The sequence below is a fragment of the Lysobacter avium genome, from assembly GCF_015209745.1.
In the GTDB taxonomy this organism is placed as follows: domain Bacteria; phylum Pseudomonadota; class Gammaproteobacteria; order Xanthomonadales; family Xanthomonadaceae; genus Novilysobacter; species Novilysobacter avium.
In genome coordinates this window covers 2248111-2274935 of sequence record NZ_CP063657.1, presented here as the reverse complement: position 1 = coordinate 2274935, position 26825 = coordinate 2248111, and the positions used below count along the sequence as shown (strand labels likewise).

Sequence of the window (26825 nt, the reverse complement as noted above, 5' to 3'; positions counted from 1 at the left end):
ATTGAGGTCGATCATGAGCACTGAGATGAATTCCGTCGCCGGCAAGGGCCGTACCGTTGGCTCCAACACCTGGCTCGTGGTGCTGGGCATTTCCGTACTGGTGCTTGCGCTCAACGTGGGTTATGCCACCTACAAGGCCAGCCTGCTCAGCGGCGCCGGCGCGTCGGCCAGCAGTCTGCAGGTGGCCTCACAGCGCCTGGCGGTGCAGGGACGCGAGGCGGTGGGTGGCGACCAGGCGGCCTACTCGGCGTTCAAGACCACCCGCGGCGAGGTGGTTGCCGATATCGGCGAGCTGAACACGAATTTCGGTGACACCCCCGGCGTGTCCGGGCCGATCGCCATTGTGACCCAGACCTGGGCGCCGCTGGACAAGAGCGCGGAGCAGTTGATCGCCAGCGAGAAGGCGGTGCTGGGCCTGGCGACCAACGCCAACAGCTTCGAGCAGCAAGTGCCCGACCTGCAGGCGCGCCTGGATGAACTCGTCCGGGCGATGTCCGCCAGCGGCTCGCCGTCCTCGCAGGTCTACTACGCGCTGCGCCAGGTGGTGTTGTCGGGAACCATGGCCCGTCGCGTGACCGAGATCCGCGCAGGCGGGCGCAACGCCGAAGCGGCCGGCGAAGGCCTCGCGCGTGACGCAGCCGTGTTCGGCAACGTCCTGGCCGGCCTGCGCAACGGCGACGAGGCGACCGGCATCACTCCGCTGGGCAATGCGGGCGCGGTGGCCGCGCTCGGCCAGGCCGAAGCGCTGTGGCAGACGATGAAAACCGACCTCGACGCCATCCTGGCGACCTCGCAGGACCTGTTTGCGGCGCAGTCGGCGGCGGATGCGATCACCAACGGCTCCGACAAGCTGCTTGCCGACAGCGAGTCGCTGTTCAACGCATTCAACGCCCTCGGCACCCTCAAGGATCCCAGCCTTTTGGGCAACCTCTGGGTGTCCATCATTGCCGGCGCATTCGCCCTGGCCGCCATCGTTGGCCTTCTGTTCTCCCTGAGCAAGGCGCAGCGCGACCGCTACACCACCACCAAGGAACTCAACGACCGCAACCAGGAGGCGATCATGCGCCTGCTGGATGAAATGGGTTCGCTGGCGGAAGGCGACCTGACGGTGAAGGCCACGGTGACCGAGGACATGACCGGCGCGATCGCCGACTCCATCAACTTCGCCGTCGAGCAGCTGCGCACCCTGGTGCAGACGATCACCGACACCTCGGTGCAGGTCGCCTCCAGCGCGCAGGAAACGCAGGCCACCGCCATGCACCTGGCCGAGGCCGCCGAGCACCAGGCGCAGGAGATCACCTCCGCGTCCAGCCGCATCAGCGAGATCGCGACCAGTATCGACCAGGTCTCGCGCAACTCCGCCGAGTCCGCGGACGTGGCGCAACGCTCGGTGCAGATCGCGACCGCCGGTGCGGGCGTGGTCCGCCAGACCATCCAGGGCATGGACTCCATCCGCGACCAGATCCAGGAAACCTCCAAGCGCATCAAGCGCCTGGGTGAGAGTTCGCAGGAAATCGGCTCGATCGTTGAACTGATCAACGACATCTCCGAGCAGACCAACATCCTGGCGCTGAACGCGGCGATCCAGGCGGCCTCCGCCGGTGAGGCCGGCCGCGGGTTCGCGGTGGTGGCCGACGAAGTGCAGCGACTGGCGGAGCGCTCCTCCAACGCGACCAAGCGGATCGAGTCGCTGGTCCAGGCCATTCAGGCCGATACCAACGAGGCGGTCAGCTCGATGGAGCAGACCACCACCGAGGTGGTCGCCGGTGCACGCCTGGCCGAGGACGCCGGCACCGCGCTGGGCGAGATCGAGAAGGTCTCCTCCGACCTGTCCGGGCTCATCCAGGGCATCTCGCTGGCTTCGCAGCAGCAGTCCGGCGCGGCGGCCAACATCACCGAGACCATGAACACGATCCAGCAGATCACCTCGCAGACCACGCAGGGTGCCAACCAGACCGCGCAGTCGATTGGCAACCTCGCGCAGATGGCCTCCGACCTGCGTCGTTCGGTCGCCGACTTCACGCTTCCTGCCTGAGCCCTGCATTGGATCGAAGGATGAACAGCATGACCCCCGGCCGCCGCCCGCACCCGCTGCGCCAGTGCGCAGCGCAATGGAGCATCGCGCCATGACGGTGATGCGCGATGCCATCGACACCACCACGCTGGGCTGGATCAAGCCGGAGCTGGACGAGACCCTGCGCCAGGCGCGCGAGCAGATCGAGGCATTCGCCGAATCGCCGGGTGACAGCGAGGCGATGCGGATCTGTGCAAGCCACCTGCACCAGGTGCACGGCACCCTGCGCATGGTCGAGCTGTACGCGCCGGCAATGGTCGCAGAGGAAATGGAGCGTCTCGCCCTCGGGCTGTTGCACGGCGAGATCGCCAACCGCGACGTCGCGTGCACCATCCTGATGCGCGGCGCCGTCCAGTTGCCCGACTACCTGGAGCGCCTGCAGGGTGGGCACCGGGACATTCCCATCGTCCTGCTGCCGCTGCTCAATGAGCTGCGTGCCACGCGGGGCGAGTCGGGCCTGAACGAAAGCGTCCTTTTCGCGCCCAATCTCGACCGCCCCTTGCCTGTCGACCTGCCGGCCCCGGTCGTGGAAGACGCTCCAACCATCCGTACCGGTGTGCAGCCACTGAGTGCCAACCTGACCGGTTTGCGCGAGGCCATGGCGCAGTGGCCCGAAGGTGGCGAGCCTGCCGATCCGGCGCGGTTGGCTGAAGTGGTGGATGGCCTGCTGGCCGAAGTCTCGGTGGAGCCGCTGCGGCGGATGCTGTGGGTGGCCTCCTCGGTGGCCGGCGCACTGCGCGACGGTGCATTGCCGGCAACCCGCGCGCTGCGCCAGGCCTTCGGTGGCGTCGAGCGCGAAGCGCGCCAGCTGATGCGCGATGATTTCAGCGTCCCAGGCATAGAGCCCAATGCCGAGCCGACGCGCCAATTGCTTTATCACGTCGCCCACAGTGATGGTGGGCATCCGGCCCTCGACAACCTGCGCAAGACCTTCGAACTCGACAGCCAGCTGCCGTCGGAATCGGAGCTCGATCACGCCCGTGGCAGCCTGAGCGGGCGCAACCGCGCCCTGCTGGACACGGTGTCGGCGGCGATCAAGGAAGACCTGCTGAGGGTGAAGGATGCGCTGGACCTGCACCTGCGCACCGGCCAGACAGGGGTCGAGGACCTGCGCCCGCAGGTCGACGCCCTGGGTCGGGTCAGTGACACCCTGGGAATGATGGGGCTGGGCGTCGCGCGCGGCGTGGTGATGCAGCAGCGCGACGCGATGCACGAAATCGTCGCCGGCAACCGCGCGGCCGACGAGTCGGCCCTGCTGGATGTGGCCGGTGCGTTGCTGTACGTGGAGACCTCGCTGGACGACCAGGTCGCACGCCTCGGCCTGTCGGACGAGCGCGCCGACAAGGACCTGCTGGAGAGCGAGTCGCGCAAGGTACTCGAAGTGGTCGTGCGCGAGGCCATCGGCAACTTCGGTGACGCCCGCCAGTCCTTCGTCGCCTTCGTCGAGACCAACTGGGACCACGCCGAGCTGGTGGAAATCCCGCGCCTGCTGGACGAGGTGTGCGGCGCGCTGCGCATTCTGGATCTGCACCTGCCGGCGGATTACCTGTACGGGGTAAAACGCTACATCGAGGTCGAGTTGATCGGCCGCAAGCGGATTCCCCACGGCAAGCAGCTGGACACGCTGGCCGACGCTTTGGCCAGCGTCGAGTACTACCTGGAGGCGCTGCGCGAGCAGCGGCCCAACCGCGACCGGATTCTCGAAATCGCCCGCTTCAGCCTTGAGGCACTGGGCTATTGGCCCGTGCCCGGCGACCAGGCCGAGACGGAACAGCCGTCCTCGCCGGTCTCGGAGCAGGACGAAGAGAACGCCGCCGCTGCGCTGGACCAGTGGGCCTCCACGGCGCGCCAAATGGATGCGCCGCGATGGACCGAGGCCGCATCGGACGCCACCCCGCCGGCCGAGCAGCCGGACTCCCAAAGCGTGGCTGAGACCCTTTCAGAAGTCCCGCTGGATACCTCCGCTACCCCGACGCCTGTCCAAGACAAGGTTGCCGCACCAACGGTGGCTGCCGCTGACAGCCTTGACGGCTTTGCGCAAAGCGACGACATCGACGATGAAATCCGCGAAGTCTTCCTCGAGGAGCTTGAGGAGGAAATCGCCAATCTGGGTACGATGCTGGAGCAGTGGCGGCACGCACCGGAGAACATGGAGCAGTTGCGCGGCATCCGCCGTGTGTTCCACACGCTCAAAGGCAGCGGCCGGCTGGTCGGGGCGAGGACCCTGGGCGAGTTCAGCTGGAAAGTGGAAAGCATGCTCAACGGCGTGCTCGGCGGAACCCGGCTTGCCAGTCCGGCGGTCGTCGCGTTGGTCGAACAGGCTCACGCGGTCCTGCCGCAATTGCACGCAGCGCTTGCGGGCACCGGTAGCGTCAGCGCCGACCTGGCTGGACTGGAAGCGGTTGCCGACCGGATTGCGGACGGGCAGGAAGCGTTCTATGCCGCACCGGCCGAGGAAGCGGTCGCGGCCGAAGTTTCCGAAATCGAAGCGGACAGCATTGCGCCCGAGCCGGCGACGGTGGACACGGAGTTGGCGCTGGACGAGGGCATTCCGGCCTCGGTCGATGCCGTGCTGCTGGAGATCCTGGGCAGCGAGGTCGCCGGCCACCTGGAGACGCTGCACCAGTGGCTGAGTGAGGCGCATCTGGTCCCGCAGCCCGCCGATGATCGCCTGCAGCGCGCCATCCATACGCTCAACGGCGCCTTCGCGATGACCGAAGTGCCGGTGATCACCGACATCACCACGCCAGCCGAGGCGTACGTACGCCGCTTGCTGGCGGCCGGCGAGCCTGCCACTGCCGAAGGCGTTGCCGGCATCGCGGCGGTTTGCGACGCCGTCGAGCGCACGTTGTCGGCCCTGCAATCCAGCCACCCGCGGATTCCCGCCTTCGCCGACGTTGCAGAGCAACTGCTTGCACTGCGCGACAGTCTTCCCGAAGTGCGCACGCACCACCCGGCCGACGCGGACGAGCCGCTGCCAGGCGTGTCTGCTGTCGCCCCCTCCGTGGCCGACCTCACACCCTATATCGAGCCGGAAGAGGAAGGTGCGCACAGCGACATCGAGGACGCTGCGGCCGAGGCGCGTGAAGCAGAACGCCTCGACGCCGAGCGCGTGGAAGCCGAGCGGCTCGAGGCAGAGCGACTCGAGGCGGAGCGGCTCGAAGCAGAGAGGCTCGAAGCCGAGCGCGTTGAAGCGGAGAGGATCGAAGCCGAGCGGGTGGAAGCAGAGCGTCTCGAGGTCGAGCGGATCGAGGCGGAGCGCATCGAAGCAGAGCGGATCGAAGCCGAGCGGCTCGAAGCCGAGCGGCTCGAAGCAGAGCGGATCGAGGCAGAGCGGATCGAGGGGGAGCGCATTGAGACTGACCGCCTCGAAGCCGAGCGGCTCGAAGCGGAGCGGCTTGAAGCCGAGCGCGTCGAAGCAGAGCGGATTGAGACTGAGCGCCTCGAAGCCGAGCGGATCGAAGCCGAGCGTGTCGAAGCCGAGCGAGTTGAAGCAGAACGCATCGAAGTTGAACGCATCGAAGCCGAGCGCATCGAAGCCGAGCGAGTGGAGGCCGAGAGGCTCGAAGCCGAGCGTATTGAAGCCGAAGAGGCGGCCGAATACGCCCTCCTCGAGGCGCAGTACGAGGCCGAGCGACTTGCCCGTGAGCAACCGGATTCCTCGCAAAACCTGGAAGAGCAGGAGACCGACGTCTCCGTCGAAGAGGCTGAATCAGCACAGCGCGCGCTTCAACCCGAACCCGAACCCGAGACCGAGACCGAGACCGAGACCGAGACCGAGGCTGAGGCTGAGGCTGAGGCTGAGGCCGAGATCGAAGCCGAGACCGAGACCGAGCCGACTGCGGAATCGGAGATCGAAGCCGATATCGAGTCCAGCATCCCGGCGGTCGTCGCTGGCGCTGAGCCGATCATTGTGGCGCCGTCCGCTGCATTCTCGACGGTCGAGGATCCGGATGAGCCGCTCGACCTGAGTGATCTGGACCCGGAGCTGATCGACATTTTCGTGGAAGAGGGCAGCGATCTGCTGGACCACTCCGACTCGCTCCTGGCCCAGCTTCGCGAAAGCCCGGGCGACGACGAGCTTCTCGTCGGCCTCCAGCGCGATCTCCACACGCTCAAGGGTGGCGCCCGCATGTGCGGGATCATGGAAGTGGGCGAACTCGGCCACGTCATGGAATCGCTGCTCGAGGCGGTCGTCGGGCAGCAGTCCGAGCTGGGCGGCGACGGCGTACCGTTGCTCGAGCGCGGATTCGACCGCCTGCACGCGATGCTGACGCGGGTCGGCGATCGCCGCGCCATCGCAATGCCCGCCGCGCTGGTCAACGAATTCGAAGCACGCGCGCGCGGCGAGTCGGTGGTTGCCGAGGCCGGGTTCTCCACGACCGAAGCCGAGCCAGTCGTTGCCCCATGGACGTCAGGACCAATCGGTGCCCAACCCGTCGATGGGCCCGGTGCAGACGTCGCAGAAGATTCAGAGGCGCAGCCGGAAATTGCGCAAGCGCCACAGGTCCCGGAGCCATCAGAGGAGCCGGCTGCCCCGGCTGAAGTGACGCAGTTCGTCCACAAGACGAACATCCTTGGTCCGCTTTCCGCTCCGATCGTCGAACATCAGGATGACGACGACGAGATCGGTATCCGCGCTCCACAGGAGCAGGTGCGCATCCGCGCGGACCTGCTGGACCGCCTGGTCAACTACGCCGGTGAAGTGGCGATCTACCGCGCACGGCTGGAGCAGCAGCTGGGTGCCTTCCGCGGTGCCATCGGGGAAATGGCGGCCACCAACGAGCGCATGCGCGACCAGTTGCGCCGGCTGGAGATGGAGACCGAAGCGCAGATCGTCGCCCGTTACCAACGTGAAGGCGAGGATGCCGAGCAGACCTTCGATCCGCTGGAGCTGGACCGGTTCTCCAACCTGCAGCAGCTCTCGCGCGGCCTGTCCGAATCGGCCGCCGACCAGAGCAGCCTGCAGGTCACGCTCGACGACCTGACCCGCCAGTACGAAACCTTGTTGCTGCAGCAGTCGCGCGTCAGTTCCGACCTGCAGGAAGGCCTCATGCGCACCCGCATGGTGCCCTTCGATGGCCTGTTGCCACGTCTGCGCCGGGTCATCCGCCAGGCTTCCGGCGAGTTGGACAAGCAGGTCGCGCTCAAGCTGGACGGCGCGCAGGGCGAGCTGGACCGGAACGTGCTCGAGCGCATGACCGCGCCGCTGGAGCACATGCTCCGCAACGCCATCGCGCACGGCGTGGAGACCCCAGAGCAGCGCCGCAACGCCGGCAAGCCCGAGGAAGGCACGGTCCGCATCGCGATCCGGCGCGAAGGCTCCGAAGTCGTGCTGGAAGTAAGCGACGACGGTCGCGGACTCGACAGCGCGGCGATCCGTCGTCGCGCCGAGGAGCGAGGCCTGGTCGCGCCCGATGCGGTGATGAGCGACTTCGCACTGCATTCGCTGATCCTCCAGGCCGGGTTCTCGACGGCCGATTCAGTGAGTCGGCTGGCCGGTCGCGGCGTCGGCATGGACGTGGTGGCCAGCGAGGTTCGCCAGCTCGGCGGCTCGCTCGACATCCAGTCCCGTCCCGGGCAGGGGACCACGTTCGTCCTGCGCCTGCCGCAGACACTGGCCGTCACCCAGGCGGTGTTCGTCAAGATCGGCGAGACCACCTTTGCAGTGCCGATTGCCTCGGTGCGCGGCGTGGGTCGCATCGCACGCGAGGAGTTGGTCGACGAGCAGGGCCAGCCGCGCGAGGCCAGCTATCGCTACGGTGGCGACGACTACACGGTGCACGACCTGGGCCAACTCGTCGGCCAGGCGCCGGCGGTCGCCGAAGGGCAGATCCAGATGCCGGTGCTGCTGATACGCTCCGGCGATCTGCACGCGGCAGTGACGGTTGACCAGGTCATCGGCAACCGCGAGATCGTCGTCAAGCCGGTCGGGCCGCAGGTGGGTTCGATGCCGGGCATCTTCGGCGCGACCATCATGGGTGACGGTCGGGTCGTGGTGATCCTAGACGTTGCGCCGCTGGTGCGCCGCATGATCTCGATGCCGGCCTCGATGATTGCCGCGCCCGCACCGACAGTGGAGTCGCGCCCTGTCCCGCTCGTCATGGTGGTCGACGACTCGGTGACCATGCGCAAGGTCACCGGCCGGATCCTGGAGCGGCACAACTTCGAAGTCGCCACCGCGCGCGACGGCCAGGATGCGCTGGAGCGGATGGCGGACATGGTGCCGGACCTGATGCTGCTGGATATCGAGATGCCGCGCATGGACGGCTATGAACTGGCGACGCGGATGAAGGGCGATGCCCGCCTGCGCGACGTTCCGATCGTCATGATCACCTCGCGGACCGGAGACAAGCACCGCCAGCGCGCGATGGAGATCGGCGTGGATCGCTACCTCGGCAAGCCGTATCAGGAACCCGAATTGATGCGCAACGTGTACGAGCTGCTCGCCCTTGAAAGCCGCCATGAGCAGTAATCCGCTGAAAGTTGCACTGTTGGCCCAGGCCGGTCCCGCCCGTGACCGGCTGCGGGAGGCGATCGAAGCGGCGGGGGCGCAGTGCGTGCTGGAGTCGGACCCGCAGGAAATCGACCCCGCGGATGTCCCGACGTCGGAGGCGAAAGTCGTGCTGGTGGCGCTGGATCCCCAGACCGAGGATGCGCTGGAGGCGTTTGACGAGGTGCTGGCTGACCCGGACGTGGAAGTCATCTACGAGGAAGCCAGCTTGGCGGCTGCCCGCGAGGGCTGGGACATGGCCCGGTGGCAGCGCCACCTGGTGGCAAAGATGCAGAGCCACGGCGACGTCCTGCCGCCCGGAACCGAACAGGAAGCGCCAGAACCTGGGCAGTCCACCCGGTTTGACCACATCAGCTCCGATGCGGGTGATGCCCCGGAGCGCGAATGGCAAGGCGGGTCTGCCGCTCCGGCGGAGACGACCAACCCGTTCGATCCCGTGTTCGCCGAGACCGCGGACCAGGAATCCGGCCACGTTCCCGTATTTGAACCCGGCGATGTGGCCGACGGACTTGACCTGAGCCTCACCCTCGACCCGGTGGTCGACAATGAAGACGCCGCAGCCGTTGAAGCCTCCGCCGAGCCTCGATCGCCTGCCACTGCCGTCGCCTCCGATGAGGAAGGCGAGGCGGCCGGGCGCTTCGGCGTACTGACGTTGGACGATGGATCCGCTCCGCTGGTGTCGGGCGACTCGGAGGAATCGGACGACCGCCTGGCTCGCGACATCGTCGAACTGGAAGAGCGGATCTCCGGATTGACCCTCGTGGACGACTCACCCAGGAAGGAGCCCGAGCACGCGCGTGGCGCGGTGCTGGTCCTGGCGGGCCTGGGTGGACCCGATGCAGTGCGACAACTGGTTGCCGCGATGCCCGCCGGGTTCCCGCGTCCTGTCCTGATCCAGCAACGCCTGGACGGCGGGCGCCATGACCGGCTGGTCGCGCAGATGCAGCGTGCCACCGAATTGCCGGTCCGGCTTGCCGAAGCCGATCAGTACGCGATGGCGGGCACGGTGTACATCCTTGCGGAGGAGCTGGGCATTGACGTCAGCGACGCCGGGATCCGTTTCCAGACGGGAAGCGAACTCGTGGCGTCGTTGCCGTCCAGTGACAGCGCGGTGCTTCTGCTCAGTGGCACCGACCCCTCGGTGGTCGACGCGACCCTGCGGCTGGGCTGGGCCGGGGCGCTGGTCGCAGGACAATCCGCCGACGGCTGCTACGACGCCACCGCGTCTGCTGCGTTGGCATCACGCGGCGGCGACACCGCAACTCCGGCCGAGTTGGCGCAGCGGCTGGGCGAACGTTGGCCGGCCTGAGGAATAAGCATGTCAAATGATGCAGAAAATCCACGACCGAACCACAACGAATCCGCGCCGTTCGACGGTTCCGACCAGGACATCCGGGGAGTCCTGATCCAGGTCGCTGGCGCGCGCCTGCTGTTGCCCAACGCCACCGTGGCCGAGGTGATGTCATTTGCCCAGCCCGAGACGGTTCCCGGCGCGCCCGGCTGGCTGCTCGGCCTGACCCGCTGGCGGGGTTGGCAGGTACCGCTGATCGGCTTCTCCCAGTTGGCGGGGCTTGCCGATGAGCAGGGCAGCCTGAGCAGCAAGGTGCTTGTGCTGAAAGCGCTGGGCGGCGATCCCAAAGCCCCCTATTTCGCGATTCTCAGCCAGGGATTCCCGCGCTTGGTCACCGTGTCGCGCGCTGCACTCGGCGTGAATGAGGACACCGAGGAGCTGCCCTCGATGGTGCTTGCCGCCGTCCGCCTGAACGAAGACGACGCTTACGTGCCGGACCTGGTCGAGGTCGAGAACCTGATCATCGACACGCTTTCGGCCGCAGCCTGAAGCGCGCTCGCGGCGACGCAGTGCCTGCAGAGCCCCAATGCACTCGAACGAATTCGAACCGATCGGGCTCAGCCGAGGTCGCCGAAGCCCGCCTGCAACGCGGCGATCGCCGCCAGGCCGGCCGTTTCCGTGCGCAGGATCCGCGGGCCCAGGCGCAGCCCGCCAAATCCCGCCGCAAGCAGTTGCCCACGATCATCCGGTGACCAGCCGCCCTCCGGGCCAACGGCAAGGACGACTTCGGTAACGCCGTTCGCGATGGTCAGATCCCTGATGGCGAGATCTCCGTCCGGATCCAGCAGCAATCGCAGATCGTCTGCCTGATGTACCCGCTCACGGTGCGGCGACGTGCCGAGTCCGGCCAGCACGGCTGACAGCGGCAGGGGAGCCGCTACCAGAGGGACCCGGGCGCGCCCGCATTGCTCGCACGCAGCGATGACGACGCCCTGCCAGTGGATGAGACGGCGCGCCGCGCGGGCAGCATCGAGCTTCACCTCGCTTCGCTGCGAAACCAGAGGGCGCACCTCCACCACCCCCAGTTCGGTGGCTTTCTGCAGGATCAGGTCCATCTTTTCCCCGCGCGCAACTCCTTGCAACAACACGATCCGCAGTGATGACTCGTTATCGACCGCGACCGGCGCATCCAGGCGCACCCGCAGCTCGCGCTTGCCGGCCGCGGTGACGATCGCCGGATAGTCCTGCCCATCTCCGTTGAACAGGACGCAGCGGTCGCCGACCGCCAGACGCAACACTCTCGCCAGATGGGCCGCAGGGCCGTCGGGCAGGGCCAGCTCAGCGCCAACCGCCAGCGGCATCTCCACGTAGACCCGGGTCAGTCGCATGCCAGCGCCGCGAAAGTCCGGTGGCGGACAGGCGTGCGCAACAACCGGCGCGCGGCGCGGTCGCCGGGCTCTGCTAGCATCGTGGGATCGTGATCTCTATCAGTCATTCCTCCATTATCGTCTTTCCGCGCCGAGCCGCGCCGCCTCACGGCTCGCATCCATGACCCGCAAGCTGCCGATCATCCACCGCGTCGTAGAGAGCGACGTCGGGCCATACCGGGTTGAAGACCTCGACCTGGAATTCAGCAACGGCGAACGGCGCAGGTTCCAGCGCATGCACGGACGCGGGCACGGCGCCGTTGTCGTGGTGCCGGTACTGGACGCGGATACGGTACTGCTGGTCCGCGAGTATGCCGCTGGCGTCCACCGCTATGAGCTGGGCCTGGTCAAGGGCCGCATCGACGCAGGCGAAACCCCGGTAGAGGCGGGCAACCGCGAGTTGAAGGAAGAGGCCGGCTACGGCGCGCATTCGCTGCTCAACCTGCGCGAGCTGACCCTGGCGCCGTCCTATATGAGTCATTCGGCGCACGTGATCCTCGCCCGTGATCTCTACGAGGAGCGGCTGCCAGGCGATGAGCCGGAACCGCTGGAAGTGGTGCCGTGGCGACTGGACGCGTTGCACGAGCTGGTCCTGCGCGAGGATTTCTCCGAAGGTCGGAGCATGGCGGCCTTGTTCATCGTGCGCGAATGGTTGCGCATGCATGGCTGATCCGCGTGCACGCGGCGTGCCGACCGACCCGGGAGGAACAACATGATCGAGCCTGCACTTCGTGAGCGCGTTATCCGTATTGCCGATCAGGCTGCTGCGGAAATCTTGCAGGTGTACGAAGGTGCATTCGACATCCAGCAGAAGGACGATCGATCGCCCGTTACCGCCGCCGACCTGGCTGCGCACCGCTGCATCGTTGATGGACTGGCGCGTCTGACGCCTGCCATTCCTGTTCTCTCGGAAGAGTCGGCCGCCGTCGATATCGCCGAGCGCTGCCAGTGGTCGCGCCTGTGGATGGTCGATCCACTCGATGGGACGCGCGAGTTCATCAAGCGCAACGGCGAGTTCACCGTCAACATCGCGTTGATCGAAAGTGGCGTGGCGACCTGGGGCGTGGTCCAGGCCCCGGTAACCGGCGTGCTGTGGCACGGAGGCGCCGGACTGGGGGCGTTCCGCCGTGACAGCGCCGGCCGCGAACGAGCGATCGATGTACGCGCACCGGCAACCGCGCCGCTGCGGGTGGCCGCCAGCCGCTCCCATCGCGATCAGCGCAGCTCGGACTTCATCGACCGCATGGGTGATACGGAACCGCTGGGCATTGGCTCGTCATTGAAGTTCTGCCTCCTTGCGCAGGGCGAACTCGACGTCTACCCCCGTTTCGGACCGACCAGCGAGTGGGACACGGCCGCCGGCCAGGCCGTGCTGGAGGGCGCCGGCGGCGGCCTGTATGACCTGCAAGGACGTCCGTTCCGCTACAACCAGCGCGCGGGTCTGCTGAATGGCGGATTCGTGGCATTGGGTGACACGTCGCTGCCCTGGCGGGACTGGGCTGGCGCTTGAGCATGACCGGCTGCGATGCGTTCAAGTCAAGAAAACGCAGTACCCATGGCGGCCGATGAAGGCGCAACGAAAGTACCGGGAAACCCTTCTCGTCTTCACATCCTGTAGACCCGGACGGCGTCAGTCTTCACAAAACTGAAGCCAAGGGGACGTACATGCAGAACACGCAAGATGGCGGCTTGGTCCTCATCATTGAGGACAACCGCAATATTTCCGAGATGGTGGGTGAATACCTCGAGAGCAAGGGCTTCGAAGTGGACTTCGCCGCCGACGGGCTTGACGGCTATCGCCTCGCCGCTGAGAACAGCTACGACGTCATCGTGTTGGACCTGATGCTGCCGCGCCTTGACGGGCTGGAGGTGTGCAAGCGGCTGCGCGAGGAAGCGCGCAAGTCGACGCCCGTGCTGATGCTGACCTCGCGCGACACCCTGGACGAGAAGCTCACCGGCCTGTCGGCGGGCGCGGACGACTACCTGACCAAGCCTTTTGCCATCCAGGAACTGGAAGCACGCCTTCGCGCATTGATCCGGCGGGAGCGTCGCCAGGTCGGCGGGGAGGTGCTCAAGGTCGCCGATCTGGTGCTGGATCCGGCGAGTCTGCGCGTAACCCGTGGCGGCAGTGAGCTGCAGCTCTCGCCGATTGGCCTGCGCCTGCTCACCATCCTGATGCGCGAATCGCCACGGGTCGTCAGCCGCCAGGAAATCGAGCGCGAGATCTGGGGCAACGGCCTGCCTGATTCCGACACCCTGCGCAGCCACCTCTACAACCTGCGCAAGACGATCGACAAGCCGTTCGACAAGCAGTTGCTGCATACCGTGCAATCGGCCGGCTACCGCGTGGCGGACATCTCGCAGCCGCAGGAATGATTCTGCGGTTGCCTCAATGAGTCCTGGACTGCCGCGCCGGATCAAGCTGGCGTTCCTCATGCAGGCGGCAATCGCCAGCATCGTCATCACCGCTGGCGTGCTGGTGACGGGCCTGATCGTGCGCGACAGCGTCATAAGCGAGCGACTGGATGCCGAAGCGGACACGTTCTGGGCCGGTCGCGCGGCCGATCCGGCCTACCCGCTGCCGAAGACCGCGACGCTTACCGGCTACATCGTGCCCGCGGGTGCCGGCCAGCGCGCGGTCCCGGAGTACATGCGCGGTCTGTCTGCGGGGCGTCATCGCGTGACGCCACCTGTTGCGCCGCGGCCCGACCGCGCGTTCCGCGAGCGCTCCATCGATGAAGTGGTTCTGGTCGAGACACGGGGGGCTGACACCTTCTACCTGAGCTTTGAATCGGGTCATATCGATCGGGCCATCGGCCTGACCGGGCTTGTCTCGCTCGTGTTGTCGCTTCTGGCCACGTATCTGGTGACCTGGCTGACCTACCGCACATCCAAGCGGCTGGTCGCGCCGGTCAGCTGGCTGGCCGGGGTGGTCTCGCGTTGGGATCCGCGCGAATCCGACGTGACGGCGATCAAGGCCGGCAGCCTGCCGCGCGATTCCGGCGTGGAGGTGCAGCAGCTTGCCGAGGCCTTGGTGGGCCTGACCGACCGCGTCGCCGAGTTCGTACAGCGCGAGCGTGACTTCACCCGCGACGCCAGCCACGAACTGCGCACGCCCCTGACCGTCATCCGCATGGCGACAGACATGCTGCTGGCGGACCCGAACACACTGCCGGCCACCAGTCGTTCGTTGGCCCGCGTGCAGCGTGCCGGGCGCGACATGGAGGCGGTGATCGACGCATTCCTGATCCTCGCCCGCGAAACCGATGTTGGTCCACAGGACCGGGAGTTCGACGTGGCCGAGGTGGTGCGCGACCAGGTGGAGCGGATGCAGCCGCGCCTGGCCGACAAGCCCGTCTCGATCGAGGTGCTCGATGAAGGTGCACCGGCCGTGGTCGGGTCCCCGCACGTCCTCGCTGTGATGGTTGGCAACCTGCTCAGCAACGCGGCGCACTTCACCCACCTGGGCCGGATCCAGGTGCGCATGTCAGCCGATCAGATCGAGGTGATCGACAGCGGCATCGGCATGGATCCGGCAACCCTGGCCAAAGCGTTCACGCCGTTCTACCGTGCGGACATCGCCCACGAGGATCGCAAGGGAATGGGGCTTGCGATTACCCGCCGCCTTGGCGACCGCGTGGGCTGGTCCGTCAATCTGCGCAGTCAGCCCGGCAAGGGCACCACGGCGACGATCCGGCTGGTTCCCTGATCGGTGGCGCCGTGAGCGAGAGTCCGATGGCGGTCAACCGATGGCCTTCTCGAACGTTGACGCGTTGACTCCCCGGATTGACGACGCCAACGATGACTGCAGCCGCCCGCACAACATCCGCTTCCCGCCGATCGCCCAGGCCATGGCGTCGAATTCTTGTCGCTGGCGGGTTGATCTTGCTCGTCGTGGCGGGCGCGTATGTGTGGCAAAAGCGCGGAGCCGACGCGGGCGCCGGCGACTACCGGACCGCCACCGCTGAGCGCGGCGATGTCCGGGTCGGCATCTCGGCTACAGGCACGCTCGGCGCGATCTCCACCGTCGACGTGGGCAGCCAGATCTCCGGTCTGGTCACCGAGGTGCTCGCCGACTTCAATGACACGGTGAGCAAGGGGCAGGTGATCGCCCGGATCGATCCGAGCACCTTTGATGCGCAGATCGCGCAGGGCAATGCCGCCGTCCAGGCCGCGCAGGCCAGCCTGGCGACCGCCCGCGCCGCGGCTGCCAACGCCGAAGCCGATTTCCGCCGCAAGACCGAACTGGGCGAGCGCCAGCTGGTGGCGAGCAGTGACATCGACCTGGCGCGCACCGCGCGCGATCAGGCACGCGCGCAGGTGCAGTCGGCACAGGCGCAGATCACCCAGCAGCGCGCATCCACCCGCACCTCGCAGCTCAACCTGGAACGCACCGAGATCCGTTCGCCGGTGGACGGCGTGGTCCTGACCCGAACCGTCGAGCCCGGGCAGACCGTGGCCGCCAGCCTGCAGGCGCCGGTGCTGTTCCAGATCGCCGAGGACCTTTCGAAGATGGAGATCGTGCTGGCCATCGACGAGGCCGACATCGGCCAGGTCAAGACCGGCCAGGGCGTGTCGTTCGGGGTGGATGCGTTTCCGGATCGCCAGTTCCGCGGTAGCGTGCAGCAGGTGCGCCTGTCGGCCACCAACACCAACAACGTGATCACCTACCCCGTGGTGGTGGCGGTCGACAACCCAGACCAGATCCTGCTGCCCGGGATGACCGCCAACGCCGAGATCGAGGTGAGCCGGCGCGATGACGTGCTGCGGGTGCCCAACGCGGCACTGCGTTACAAGCCCGCCGAGGGCGACGCGGCTGCGGCGCCCACCGCCACGCGCACCAGCCCGACCGAGGAACTGCCGCGGATGGCCGCCGCGTTGGAGCTGGACGCCAACCAGCAGGCGGCCTTCGATGAGGCGCTGGCCGGCATGCGTGAGCGCGCCGCCGCTCGCGCCACTGCCGCACCCTCGCGTCCACCCGCCGGCGGACCGCCGATGATGGGCGGCCGGCGCGGCCCAGCCAATGCCGGCGCCGGCAACAGCGGTGCGATGCGCCAGCGGATGCAGGAGCGCTTCACCCAGCAGTTCGCCGCCTTCCGCGAGACGCTCCCGGATGAGAAGAAGGCCCGCTGGGACGGCGAACTGGCCTCGCTGCTCGCCGCCCGTCGCGCCCCGCTGTACCTGCTGGTGGCTGGCAAGCCGAAGCCGATCACCGTGCGCCTTGGCGTCAGCGATGGCAGCTGGACCGAGGTGGCGGGCGATATCGCCCAGGGCGACCAGGTGATCATCGGCAGCGGGCGTCCGGCACGATGAGCACTGCCGTCGCGGTGATCCAGACCCGCGGCCTGGGCAAGGTCTACTCGCCGGGCACCGAAGCCGAGGTGGTCGCGCTGCGCGACGTCGACCTGCGGATCGAGCGCGGCGAATTCGTCGCCATCATGGGTCCATCCGGCTCGGGCAAGTCGACGCTGATGAACCTGCTGGGCTGCCTCGACAGTCCGAGCACGGGCACCTACCACTGCGATGGCGTCGACATCGCCAGTCTGGACGCCGAAGAGCGCGCGCTGCTGCGGCGCGACAAGATCGGATTCGTCTTCCAGGGCTTCAACCTGCTGCCGCGCATGAGCGCGCTGGAGAACGTGGCCATGCCGATGGGCTACGCCAACGTGCCGGCCGCCGAGCGCGCGCAGCGGGCCCACGCGGCACTGGCGGCGGTCGGGCTGGGCAGCCGCGAGCAGCACCGGCCCAGTGAGCTGTCCGGCGGCCAACAGCAACGCGTGGCGATCGCCCGCGCCCTGATCAACCGGCCGCCGATCCTGCTGGCCGACGAGCCCACCGGCGCGCTGGACAGCAAGACCGGCGAGGAGATCCTGGCGCTGTTCAAGCAGCTTCGCGACGACGACCACACGGTGATCCTGATCACCCATGACCCGGAAGTGGCCGCGCACGCGGACCGGACCTTCGTCATGCACGACGGTGAGCTGCACGAGCAGGGAGCGCCGGCATGAATTTCACCGAGGTCCTGCGGACGGCCATCTTCGCCCTGCGCGGCAACTGGCTGCGCAGCGCCCTGACGTCGCTGGGGGTGATCATCGGCATCGCCGCAGTGATCGTGATGGTGTCGGTCGGCCAGGGCACCCAGGCGCAGATCGACAAGCTGGTGTCCGGGCTGGGGTCCAATCGCCTGGACATCAGCTCCAACTCGGGCCGTGGCGCCGGCGGCGTGCGCATGAGCGCCGGCAGCGCCTACACCCTCACCACCGGGGATGTGGACGCGATCCGCGAGGAGGTGCCGGAGGTCCAGTACGTCGCTGGCACGCTGCGCGGCAGCACCCAGGTCGTGTTTGCCGAGAACAACTGGGCCACCAGCTGGTACGGCGTGCAGCCGGACTATTTCGCGTTGGAGAGCTGGTCAATGGCGCTGGGTGAGGAGTTCGACGCGCGCGAATATGGCGGCGGCAGCAAGCCGGTGATTCTGGGCGAGACCGTGCGTCGCTCCCTGTTCGGTGACGAGGACCCGGTCGGACAAAGCGTGCGCATCGGCCGGGTGCCCTTCACCGTCGTCGGCGTACTGGCGCCCAAGGGGCAGGGCGGCTTCGGCCAGGACCAGGACGACGTGATGCTGGTGCCGCTGGAAACCGGTCGGCGGCGGTTGATGGGAGCGATGGGCCTGCCACCGGGCGCGGTGCAGCAGATCGCGGTCGGGGTCGCGCGCGCGGATGACCTGGCGTGGGCGCAGGAGCAGATTGAATCCCTGCTGCGCCAGCGCCACAAGCTGCAGCCGGGCGCGGACGATGACTTCCGCGTGCGCAACATCGCCGAAATCGTCGAGGCGCGCAGCCAGACCACGCGCCTGATGTCGCTGCTGCTGGCGGCGGTGGCGACCATCTCGCTGATCGTCGGCGGCATCGGCATCATGAACATCATGCTGGTCTCGGTGACCGAGCGGATCCGCGAGATCGGCCTGCGCATGGCGGTGGGTGCCGGACCGTCGGACATCCGCTCCCAGTTCCTCGCCGAGGCGATGCTGATATCGCTGATCGGTGGCGCCGTGGGGATTGCGATCGGGATCGCCGGCGCGCTGCTGGTCGGCAAGTTCGGTGCCTTGCCGGTGGTGCTCAACGCGCAGGTGATCCTGCTCGCGGCCGGGTTCTCCATCGCGACCGGGCTGTTCTTCGGCTACTACCCGGCGCGCAAGGCGTCCCTGCTGGACCCGATCGAGGCGTTGCGCCAGCAGTAGCGCGACGGCTCGCGTTATCCTCATCGCTCTCTCAGCGGGAATCTCGCGATGCGCACCTACCTTGTGTTGCCGGCTCTGGTATTGGGCCTTGCCGCTCCGGTCACGCAAGCGCAGCTGGGGCCAGCGATCGCCACGCCGGAAACTCCCACGACCGCTTTGGTGATCCACGGCGGCGCCGGTTACGTAGCGCGCGACGCCCTGAGCGCCGAGGACGAGAAGGCCGCCCGCGCGGATCTGGACGCCGCCCTGGATGCAGGCAACGCGGTCCTCTCCAGTGGTGGAGCCGCGCTGGACGCGGTGCAGGCGGCCGTGCACGTGCTGGAGGAGTCGCCGCGGTTGAATGCCGGCAAGGGCGCGGTGTTCAATGCCGAAGGCGGACACGAACTGGACGCCTCGATCATGGAAGGCCACACCCGCCGCGCCGGAGCGGTGGCGGGAGTCACCACCGTGCGCAGCCCGATCGCGCTGGCCCGCGCGGTGATGGACCACTCCCCGCACGTGATGCTTGCCGGCCGTGGCGCGGAGGCCTTCGCCGATACACAGCCCGAGATCGAGCGCGTTCGCAACCCCTGGTTTGACACGGACAAGCGCCGGCGGCAGCTGGACGCGGCACAGCGCAAGGCGCAGGCACGTACAGTCATCGGCGATGAGCCGGGCCGGTACTTCGGCACTGTCGGAGCGGTGGCGCTGGACCGGCACGGCCACATCGCCGCGGCGACCAGCACCGGCGGGATGACCAACAAGAAATGGGGACGGGTCGGCGATGCGCCGATCATCGGCGCGGGCACCTGGGCCGATGACCGTTGCGGCGTCTCCGGCACAGGCTGGGGCGAGTTCTACATCCGCAATGCCGTCGCCCACGACATCTGCGCACGCGTCGCCTACCGCGGGGATTCGCTGGCGGATGCGGCCGAGGAAGTGGTCAACCGGATCGTGCCGGCTGCAGGCGGCGACGGTGGCGCGATCGCCCTGGACCGGGACGGCAACATCGCCATGCCCTTCAACAGCGGAACGATGTACCGCGCCTGGATCAGGCCCGATGGCAGCCGCGGCGTGGCGATTTTCGAGGAGTAGATTGCTGCCACCAAGCCAGGTTTGGGATGGTCGGACAGACGCGGTATGGGTCGATGTGGCAGACTTCTGCGCTTGTTGCGGCGCCGCCGCGGTCCGTTATCGATGATGAGCTCGATGTTGAGGCTTTGGCGCTGCATCCCTTCTGGCCTCGTTGCCGTCCCCGTGGCGCGCTGAGATGGCGGACCGGTATGGCCATGTCCCGCGCGGGCCACGTGGGGTGATCAAGGCGGGCCAATGGTCGATCCAGGGGCTGAAAGCGGCCTGGCTGCATGAGTCTTCTTTCCGCCTGGAGGTGTGCGCCTTCGTGCTGCTGGCACCGATTGCGCTCTGGCTCGGAGCCACCGGGGTCGAGAGGGTCCTGCTGGTCGGCACGATGCTGCTGGTACTGGCGGCCGAGCTCATCAATTCCGCCATTGAGGCGGTGATCGAGCGCTTCGGCAACCAGCACCATGAGTTGATCGGTCGGGCCAAGGACATGGGCTCGGCGGCCGTGTTCGTGCTGATGATGAACGTGCTGATGACCTGGTCGCTGATCCTGCTGCCGCGTCTTCTTGCCGGCACGGACTGATCGGCCGGGGGTTGATAGTCCCGCGCGCACCCTCAGTTATTACCCTTGCGCCACGTTCCCTGCCGAACCTAGGAAATCCCCGTGATTGAAATGCTGATGGATCCGGACGTCTGGATCACCCTGATGACCCTGAGCGCGATCGAGATCGTGCTGGGCATCGACAACCTGGTGTTCATTTCGATCGCGGTGAGCCGGTTGCCGGTGGAAATCCGGGAGAAGGCACGCAAGCTGGGAATCGCGGTCGCGTGCGTCAGCCGCATTGTCCTTCTGTTGGCGCTGGCCTGGCTGGCGGGACTGAAGACGCCGCTGTTCGAGCTCTTCGGCGAGGGAATTTCGGTCCGCGACCTGGTCCTGATCGTCGGCGGCATCTTCCTGCTGGTGAAGGGCACGATGGAGATCCGCGACTCGATCTTCGGCGGCGAGGAGTCCGATGGCCTGCCGGCCAAGCCTGTCGCGACCTTTGGCATGGTGATGGCGCAGATCGCGGTGATCGATATCGTTTTCTCGCTCGACTCGGTGATCGCCGCAGTGGGCATGGCCAACCACACCTGGATCATGGTCGCCGCCATCCTGCTGGCGGTTGTGGTGATGCTGTTCGCGGCCACGCCGTTGGGCCGCTTCATCGACCGCAATCCGACCGTGAAGATGCTGGCGCTGGCCTTCATCGTCCTGATCGGTGCCTACCTGTTGCTGGATGGTCTCGGTATCCACATTCCGAAGGGCTACATCTACGGCTCGATGGGCTTCTCGGCGCTGGTGGAAGGGCTCAACCTCTGGGCGAAGCGCCGGGCCACCCTGCGCGAGCTTGGCGAGTAATCCGCCTGCGCGCGGGGCTCGCGATGCGCGGGGGCGCGCACTTCACGGCGCGCCCATTGCACCCCCCGGTCCCGGGTGGTGCAATGCCGGTATTGACCTGAACGGAGTACTTCCATGCGCATTTTGCTTCTGCTCGTGCTGGCGACCTTGCTCAGCGGTTGCGGCTACAACACCATCCAGCAGAAGGACGAGGCGGTGGATGCCGCCTGGTCACAGGTGCTCAACGTCTACCAGCGCCGCGCCGACCTGGTGCCCAACCTGGTCGCAACGGTGAAGGGCTACGCGAGCCACGAACAGCAGGTGCTGACCCAGGTGACGGAGGCGCGCGCCCGGGTCGGCAGCATCAACGTCGATACCGACGACCCGGCGTCACTGGAGCAGTTCCAGCAGGCCCAGGGCCAGTTGCAGAGTGCGATCGGCCGACTGCTGATGGTCAGCGAGAACTACCCCGACCTGAAGGCGGACCAGAGTTTCCTGCAGTTGCAGGCGCAGCTGGAAGGCACCGAGAACCGGATCACGGTCGAGCGCCAACGCTACATCCAGACCGTGCAGGACTTCAACACCTATATCCGCCAGTTTCCGACCAACCTGACGGCCAAGGTATTCGGCTACAAGCCCAAGCCCAACTTCACGGTCGACAACGTGCAGGAAATCCAGCGTCCGCCGGAGGTCGACTTCGGCCAGCCTGCGCCGGCTCCCGCGCCTGCCAATGGTTGATATTGCGTTCGTGCGCTTTCCGCACCTCGTCCAGTCCGCGCGGCTTGCATGAATCTGGGTGGGCCAACGAAGCGCCGGAATTTCCGTTCGCTGGCATGCCGGGTCTGGATGCTGGCGCTCTTCTTCGCGGCCGGGGTGCTGCACGCACAAACGCTGGCGCCGGTGCCGGCGCTGGACTCGCCCGTGGTCGATACCACCGGCACCATCGACTCAGCGACACGGCAGCAGCTGGAAGCCCAGGCGGTCGCGCTGCGCGACCGCAAGGGCAGTCAGCTGCAGGTGCTGGTGGTGCCAACCACTTCGCCGGAAGACATTGCCCAGTACGCCACCCGCGTCTACGACGAGTGGAAGCTGGGCCGCGGCAAGGTCGACGACGGGGTGTTGCTGATTGTGGCCAAGGCCGATCGGCGGGCGCGCATCGAGGTGGGCTACGGCCTGGAAGGTGCGATCCCGGACGCGACGGCCAGCCGGGTGATCCAGGAATACCTGGTTCCCCACTTCCGGCGCGACGACTACGCCGGCGGGATTGTCGAGGCGACCGCTGCACTGACAAGCCTCATCGATGGCGAGCCCCTGCCGGCACCGATGGCCGACAACCGCCCGGACGCGGGAGGCGGGAACTGGCTGTTCGCGCTGATGGCCGCCTTCATCGTCGCGCGGATGGTGGCGGGCATGTTCGGTCGCGCGCCCAAGCCGATTCGTGGCATGGCCGGAGCGGCCGCGGCAGGCGGGGTTGCGTGGCTGCTGTCCTCCTTGCTGGTAATCGGCGGCATCGGCGCCGTGATGGGACTGGTGCTCGCGCTCGCCGGTTCCGGCGGTGGCGGCTTCGCCCGCCGGGGCGGCTTTGGTGGCCTGGGCGGCGGCGGCCTGGGCGGCGGCTGGGGTGGGGGTGGAGGCATGGGGGGCGGTGGTGGATGGAGCGGCGGTGGCGGAATGAGCGGAGGCGGTGGCGCCTCGGGCAGTTGGTGATGCATTCAATCCATAACTCGGGGTTCTGCTGATGCGTTGGTTCCGGCACCTCTTCCCACCCTCGAGCCGGCGCTGGTTTCCCGACCCCGTCATGGCGCGCATTGCCACGGCGATCGCGGCTGGCGAGCAGCGGCATAGCGGCGAGCTGTGCTTTGCGGTGGAGCCGGCGCTGAAACTGCGGGCGGTACTTGCCGGCGTGAGTGCGCGAGAACGGGCGCGCGAGCTGTTCGGGCAGTTGGGCGTGTGGGACACAAGGGACAACAACGGCGTACTCCTCTACCTGCTGCTGGCGGAGCACCGGATCGAAGTGGTCGCCGATCGCGGCTTTGACGGCCGGGTTGAACCGGTCCAGTGGCGCCAGGCATGCGGCTTGATCGAGCAGCATCTGCAGGCCGGCGACGCGGAGGCCGCGATCCTCGGCGGCGTGGATGCGCTTTCGACCCTGATGGCGGGCGCCTTCCCGGCCATTCCGGGGCAAGCGGACGACAACCAGCTGTCCAATCAGCCCCACCGCCTGTAAATCGCGCCCACAGCGGCGACAATAGGCGACGCAGCCCCACTTCGACCGGACTCCAGCGACTCAATGATCATCCTGCATCAAATCGACCCGATCGCCCTCAGCCTTGGCCCGCTGCACATCCACTGGTACGGCGTGATGTACCTGCTGGGCTTCGGCATCGCCTGGTGGCTGGGCGTGCGGCGGATCCGCGCCGGGCGGCTGCCTGGCGTCACAGAGCAGGCGTTCGGTGACCTGCTGTTCTACGGAATGCTGGGCGTCGTCCTCGGTGGCCGCATCGGCTACGTGCTGTTCTACGGGTTTGCCGACCTGGTGAAGGATCCGCTGATGCTGCTGCGGATATGGGAGGGCGGCATGAGTTTCCACGGTGGCCTGCTCGGCGTCGCCGCCGCCGGTCTGTGGTGGTCGCGCAAGCAGCACCAGCATTTCTTCGATGTGGCCGACTTTGTCGTGCCGCTGGTGCCGGCCGGCCTGGGTCTGGGCCGGCTGGGCAACTACATCGGTGGCGAGTTGTGGGGCAAACCCACCGGCGCCGACTGGGGCGTCGTGTTTCCGCGGGCGCCCGAATTCGCCGGCTGGAGCGCGGAGCGGTTGCAAGCGCAATTCGCCAGCGGGGCGCTGGACGGGTTCGCCCGGCATCCGTCCCAGCTCTATCAGGCGTTCCTCGAGGGGCTGGTGACGTTCTGCCTGGTCTGGTGGTTCTCGCGCAAGCCGCGGCCGCGCTATGCGGTGTTGGGGCTGTTCCTGCTGCTGTACGGCAGCTTCCGCTTCCTCGTCGAATTCGTGCGCGTGCCCGACGTGCAATTGGGCTACCTGGCGTTCGGCTGGCTGACCATGGGCCAGGTCCTGAGCCTGCCACTGATCGTGCTGGGACTGTTCTGCCTGTGGCTGTCGCGGCGTTCGCCCACGGTCCAGCCGGCCGCCCCGGGAGCCTGAGATGCGCCAGTATCTGGATCTGATGCGCCATGTGCTCGAGCGCGGAGATGAAAAATCCGATCGCACGGGCACCGGCACCCGTAGCGTGTTCGGCTGGCAGATGCGCTTTGATCTTGCCGCCGGGTTCCCGCTGGTCACGACCAAGAAGCTGCACCTGCGCTCGATCATCCATGAGCTTCTGTGGTTCCTGGAGGGCGATACCAATATCGGCTACCTGCGCGAGAACCGGGTGCGCATCTGGGACGAATGGGCCGATGAGGCCGGCGAGCTCGGCCCGGTGTACGGCAAGCAGTGGCGGCGTTGGGCGGGAGCGGACGGGATCGAGGTCGACCAGATCCAGTGGGTGGTCGATGAGATCCGGCGCAATCCGGACTCGCGGCGCCTGATCGTGTCGGCGTGGAATGTCGCCGAGCTGCCGCAGATGGCGTTGATGCCGTGCCACACGCTGTTCCAGTTCTACGTGGTCAACGGCAGGCTCAGCTGCCAGCTGTACCAGCGCAGCGGCGACATCTTCCTGGGCGTGCCCTTCAACATCGCCAGCTACGCGCTGCTGACCCACATGGTGGCGCAGGTGTGCGGGCTGGAGGTCGGCGACTTCGTCTACACCCTGGGCGATGCGCACCTGTACTCGAACCACTTCGAGCAGGCGCGCGAACAGCTGTCGCGGGAGCCGCGCGCACTGCCGCGGCTTGGCCTCAACCCGGAGGTCACCGGCATATTCGACTTCAGCATCGATGACATCAGCATCGAGGACTACGATCCGCTGCCCGCCATCAAGGCGCCGGTGGCGGTGTGAACCCGCCGGTGGTGCTGGTCGCGGCGCTGGACCGCAACGGCGCGATCGGGCGCGACAATGACCTGCCCTGGCGGCTGCCGGACGATCTGCAACGCTTCAAGGCGCTTACCCTGGGCAAGACACTGCTGATGGGCCGCAAGACCGCCGACTCGTTGGGCAGGGCGCTGCCCGGGCGGCGCAATCTGGTATTGACCCGCAGCGGTCGCGTCCCCTTCCCGGACATGGAGGCGGTCGACAGCGTGGAGGCGGCACTCGCGGCAGCGGAAAGCGGAGGGTCCGATGCGCTGTGCGTGATCGGCGGCGGCGAGGTCTACGCGCTGTGCCTGCCGATCGCGACGCAGCTGCAGCTGACCCACGTCGACACGGCTGTGGAAGATGCAGATGCGTTCTTTCCGGCTTTCGACGCGAACAACTGGACCGTCACCTCGCGCGAGTCACACCCGGCCGATGAGCGGCACCGGTTTGCGTTCGAGCTCGTAGAGTACGTGCGCAAGCCCTGAGACGGCGCATTCCGTGGCTCCGATGCTTCGACGTGCCGTCGCCGCCGGACCTACTTCTGCGATGTCTGCGGCGCACGCTGCGGTCGTGAGCGATGACGCGGCCTCGGCGGTGGTGCGGGCTTGTCGCGTCCGGGCACCTGCACGACCCGCAACTCGCCGGTGTCCAGCTGCAGCGCGGTCAGTTTGCCGCCCCAGACGGCACCGGTGTCGATCGCGTGCACGCCATGGCCGATGAACAGGTCCAGCGCCGACCAGTGCCCGCAGACGATCTTGAGGTCGCGCTCGACGCGCCCGGGAACTGCGTACCAGGGGTACAGGCCCGGGGGCTGGGTACCCGGGACGCCTTTCTCCTCGTAGGCGATCCGGCCCTTGGGTGAGCAGTAGCGCATGCGGGTCAGCAGGTTGATGATCGCGCGGTGGCGATCGATCCCGCCCAGGCGCGGATTCCACGCCGGGGCGTCGCCGTACATGTGCCTGAGCAACTGCCGGTACTGGTCGCCACGCAGGGCCGCCTCGACCTCTCGTCCGTGCTTCTCGGCCAGCTGCGAGGTCCATTTCGGCGCGAGTCCGGCGTGGATCATCATCCAGCCCAGCTCGCGGTCGATGTGCACCATCTCCTGCATGCGCAACCACGTCAGCAGCTCGTCGCGATCGGGCGCGAACACCACTCGCTGCAGGTCGGCGTTGACCTTGCGCTGGTCTTCCTCGCGGCGCTCACCAATGGCCAGAAGTGACAGGTCGTGGTTGCCCAGCACGACGCTGGAGTTGGCGCGCAGGGAATGGACCAGGCGCAGCGTTTCCAGCGATTGGCCACCGCGATTTACCAGGTCGCCGCAAAACCACAGGCGGTCACTGGCCGGATCGAAGGCGATGCGCTCCAGCAGGCGCTGCAATTCGTCGTAACAGCCCTGCAGATCGCCGATGGCCCAGACACTCATGCCGGAACCGCCATCAGTGAAGGGTGCGCGGCACGGTCAGGGTGAACGCGGGGATCGGGACCTCGAAGCGGGTGCCATCACCGGTGACCATTGTGTAGCTGCCTTCCATCGTCCCCAGGTCGGTGTCCAGCATCGCCCCGGAGGTGTACTCGAAGCCTTCGCCGGGATGCAGCCAGGGTTGCTCGCCCACCACGCCGTCGCCCTCGACCCGATCGACCTTGCCGTTGGCGTCGGTGATCACCCAGCGTCGCGAGACCAGTTGCGCCGATTCATCGCCGGCGTTGCCGATCCGGATCGTATAGGCGAACAGGAAGTGGCCGTTGGCAGGCTCGGATTGCTCATCCAGGTAGCGCGTGGTCACATCGATCGTGATGGCGGGGCCGGTACGGTGTTTCATGTCAGACAGTGTAGAGGCTGGCCGCAGCATAAGGGAGCGTCTGCGACCGGT

The 26825-nt window shown here is 67.3% G+C and carries 23 protein-coding genes and 2 pseudogenes; 21 read left to right on the top strand and 4 right to left on the bottom strand.

All coding sequences use genetic code 11. From position 1 onward, the window contains the following. The first annotated feature begins 13 nt into the window (after positions 1–13). A complete protein-coding gene (locus tag INQ42_RS10285) occupies positions 14–2035 on the top strand; it encodes a methyl-accepting chemotaxis protein (protein ID WP_194034181.1) in 2022 nt (673 codons plus the stop codon). 76 nt (positions 2036–2111) lie between these two features. After that, positions 2112–4856: pseudogene (locus INQ42_RS13115) on the top strand (Hpt domain-containing protein); the annotation flags it as partial. Between the two features lie 232 nt (positions 4857–5088). On the opposite strand, the gene INQ42_RS13110 reads toward INQ42_RS13115, so the two are convergent. Beyond that, positions 5089–5793 carry a pentapeptide repeat-containing protein gene (locus tag INQ42_RS13110; RefSeq protein ID WP_407070813.1) on the bottom strand — a complete coding sequence of 235 codons (705 nt, stop codon included), beginning with the start codon at positions 5791–5793 and terminating at the stop codon, positions 5089–5091. 224 nt (positions 5794–6017) lie between these two features. On the opposite strand from INQ42_RS13110, the pseudogene INQ42_RS13105 reads away from it, so the two are divergent. The 3 genes and pseudogenes from INQ42_RS13105 to INQ42_RS10270 form a co-directional block, all read left to right on the top strand. Then, a pseudogene (locus tag INQ42_RS13105) lies at positions 6018–8549 on the top strand (response regulator); the annotation flags it as partial. Beyond that, positions 8539–9897: a chemotaxis protein CheB gene (locus INQ42_RS10275; protein ID WP_194034179.1), complete on the top strand. Its 1359-nt coding sequence runs from the start codon at positions 8539–8541 to the stop codon at positions 9895–9897. The pseudogene INQ42_RS13105 and the gene INQ42_RS10275, both read left to right, overlap by 11 nt. Before the next feature lie 9 nt (positions 9898–9906). Continuing rightward, positions 9907–10428, top strand: a complete 522-nt coding sequence (locus INQ42_RS10270; protein WP_194034178.1) for a chemotaxis protein CheW — start codon at positions 9907–9909, stop codon at positions 10426–10428. A 68-nt stretch (positions 10429–10496) separates the two neighbouring features. On the opposite strand, the gene INQ42_RS10265 is transcribed toward INQ42_RS10270, so the two are convergent. Further along, on the bottom strand, positions 10497–11267 hold the full coding sequence (locus INQ42_RS10265) for a 16S rRNA (uracil(1498)-N(3))-methyltransferase (RefSeq protein ID WP_194034177.1): 771 nt from the start codon (positions 11265–11267) through the stop codon (positions 10497–10499). 160 nt (positions 11268–11427) lie between these two features. Between INQ42_RS10265 and nudE the strand changes: the two genes are divergently transcribed. From nudE to INQ42_RS10185, 16 genes are all read left to right on the top strand, one after another. Beyond that, on the top strand, positions 11428–11976 hold the full coding sequence (gene nudE / locus INQ42_RS10260) for an ADP compounds hydrolase NudE (protein ID WP_194034176.1): 549 nt from the start codon (positions 11428–11430) through the stop codon (positions 11974–11976). 42 nt (positions 11977–12018) lie between these two features. Next, complete coding sequence (gene cysQ, locus INQ42_RS10255) at positions 12019–12816, top strand: 3'(2'),5'-bisphosphate nucleotidase CysQ (RefSeq protein WP_194034175.1); 798 nt, start codon at positions 12019–12021, stop codon at positions 12814–12816. Between the two features lie 155 nt (positions 12817–12971). Further along, entirely contained in the window at positions 12972–13682 is a 711-nt protein-coding gene (locus INQ42_RS10250; RefSeq protein WP_043957701.1) for a response regulator transcription factor, read from the top strand. A 16-nt stretch (positions 13683–13698) separates the two neighbouring features. Further along, positions 13699–15015, top strand: a complete 1317-nt coding sequence (locus INQ42_RS10245) for a sensor histidine kinase (RefSeq protein WP_194034174.1) — start codon at positions 13699–13701, stop codon at positions 15013–15015. A gap of 185 nt (positions 15016–15200) precedes the next feature. After that, complete coding sequence (locus INQ42_RS10240; protein WP_228064497.1) at positions 15201–16619, top strand: efflux RND transporter periplasmic adaptor subunit; 1419 nt, start codon at positions 15201–15203, stop codon at positions 16617–16619. Further along, positions 16616–17314 carry an ABC transporter ATP-binding protein gene (locus INQ42_RS10235; RefSeq protein WP_194034172.1) on the top strand — a complete coding sequence of 233 codons (699 nt, stop codon included), beginning with the start codon at positions 16616–16618 and terminating at the stop codon, positions 17312–17314. Before INQ42_RS10240 ends, INQ42_RS10235 begins: the two co-directional genes overlap by 4 nt. Next, positions 17311–18546 carry an ABC transporter permease gene (locus tag INQ42_RS10230; RefSeq protein WP_194034171.1) on the top strand — a complete coding sequence of 412 codons (1236 nt, stop codon included), beginning with the start codon at positions 17311–17313 and terminating at the stop codon, positions 18544–18546. Before INQ42_RS10235 ends, INQ42_RS10230 begins: the two co-directional genes overlap by 4 nt. Positions 18547–18594: 48 nt before the next feature. After that, positions 18595–19620 carry an isoaspartyl peptidase/L-asparaginase family protein gene (locus INQ42_RS10225; RefSeq protein WP_194034170.1) on the top strand — a complete coding sequence of 342 codons (1026 nt, stop codon included), beginning with the start codon at positions 18595–18597 and terminating at the stop codon, positions 19618–19620. A gap of 175 nt (positions 19621–19795) precedes the next feature. Next, positions 19796–20188, top strand: a complete 393-nt coding sequence (locus INQ42_RS10220; protein WP_194034169.1) for a diacylglycerol kinase — start codon at positions 19796–19798, stop codon at positions 20186–20188. 90 nt (positions 20189–20278) lie between these two features. After that, positions 20279–21004, top strand: a complete 726-nt coding sequence (locus tag INQ42_RS10215; RefSeq protein ID WP_194035859.1) for a TerC family protein — start codon at positions 20279–20281, stop codon at positions 21002–21004. Positions 21005–21118: 114 nt separating this feature from the next. Next, complete coding sequence (locus INQ42_RS10210) at positions 21119–21721, top strand: LemA family protein (protein ID WP_194034168.1); 603 nt, start codon at positions 21119–21121, stop codon at positions 21719–21721. 108 nt (positions 21722–21829) lie between these two features. After that, positions 21830–22690: a TPM domain-containing protein gene (locus INQ42_RS10205; protein WP_228064345.1), complete on the top strand. Its 861-nt coding sequence runs from the start codon at positions 21830–21832 to the stop codon at positions 22688–22690. Positions 22691–22781: 91 nt separating this feature from the next. Continuing rightward, entirely contained in the window at positions 22782–23210 is a 429-nt protein-coding gene (locus INQ42_RS10200) for a TPM domain-containing protein (protein WP_228064344.1), read from the top strand. Positions 23211–23273: 63 nt separating this feature from the next. Further along, a complete protein-coding gene (lgt, locus tag INQ42_RS10195; protein WP_194034165.1) occupies positions 23274–24143 on the top strand; it encodes a prolipoprotein diacylglyceryl transferase in 870 nt (289 codons plus the stop codon). A gap of 1 nt (position 24144) precedes the next feature. After that, positions 24145–24939, top strand: a complete 795-nt coding sequence (locus INQ42_RS10190; RefSeq protein WP_194034164.1) for a thymidylate synthase — start codon at positions 24145–24147, stop codon at positions 24937–24939. Between the two features lie 8 nt (positions 24940–24947). Beyond that, positions 24948–25439, top strand: coding sequence for a dihydrofolate reductase (locus INQ42_RS10185; protein ID WP_194034163.1), 492 nt, complete (start codon positions 24948–24950; stop codon positions 25437–25439). 50 nt (positions 25440–25489) lie between these two features. Here the strand turns inward: INQ42_RS10185 and INQ42_RS10180 are convergent, their stop codons facing one another. Further along, complete coding sequence (locus INQ42_RS10180; RefSeq protein ID WP_194034162.1) at positions 25490–26377, bottom strand: symmetrical bis(5'-nucleosyl)-tetraphosphatase; 888 nt, start codon at positions 26375–26377, stop codon at positions 25490–25492. 13 nt (positions 26378–26390) lie between these two features. Continuing rightward, positions 26391–26774 carry a Co2+/Mg2+ efflux protein ApaG gene (gene apaG / locus INQ42_RS10175; protein WP_194034161.1) on the bottom strand — a complete coding sequence of 128 codons (384 nt, stop codon included), beginning with the start codon at positions 26772–26774 and terminating at the stop codon, positions 26391–26393. Positions 26775–26825: the final 51 nt, after the last annotated feature.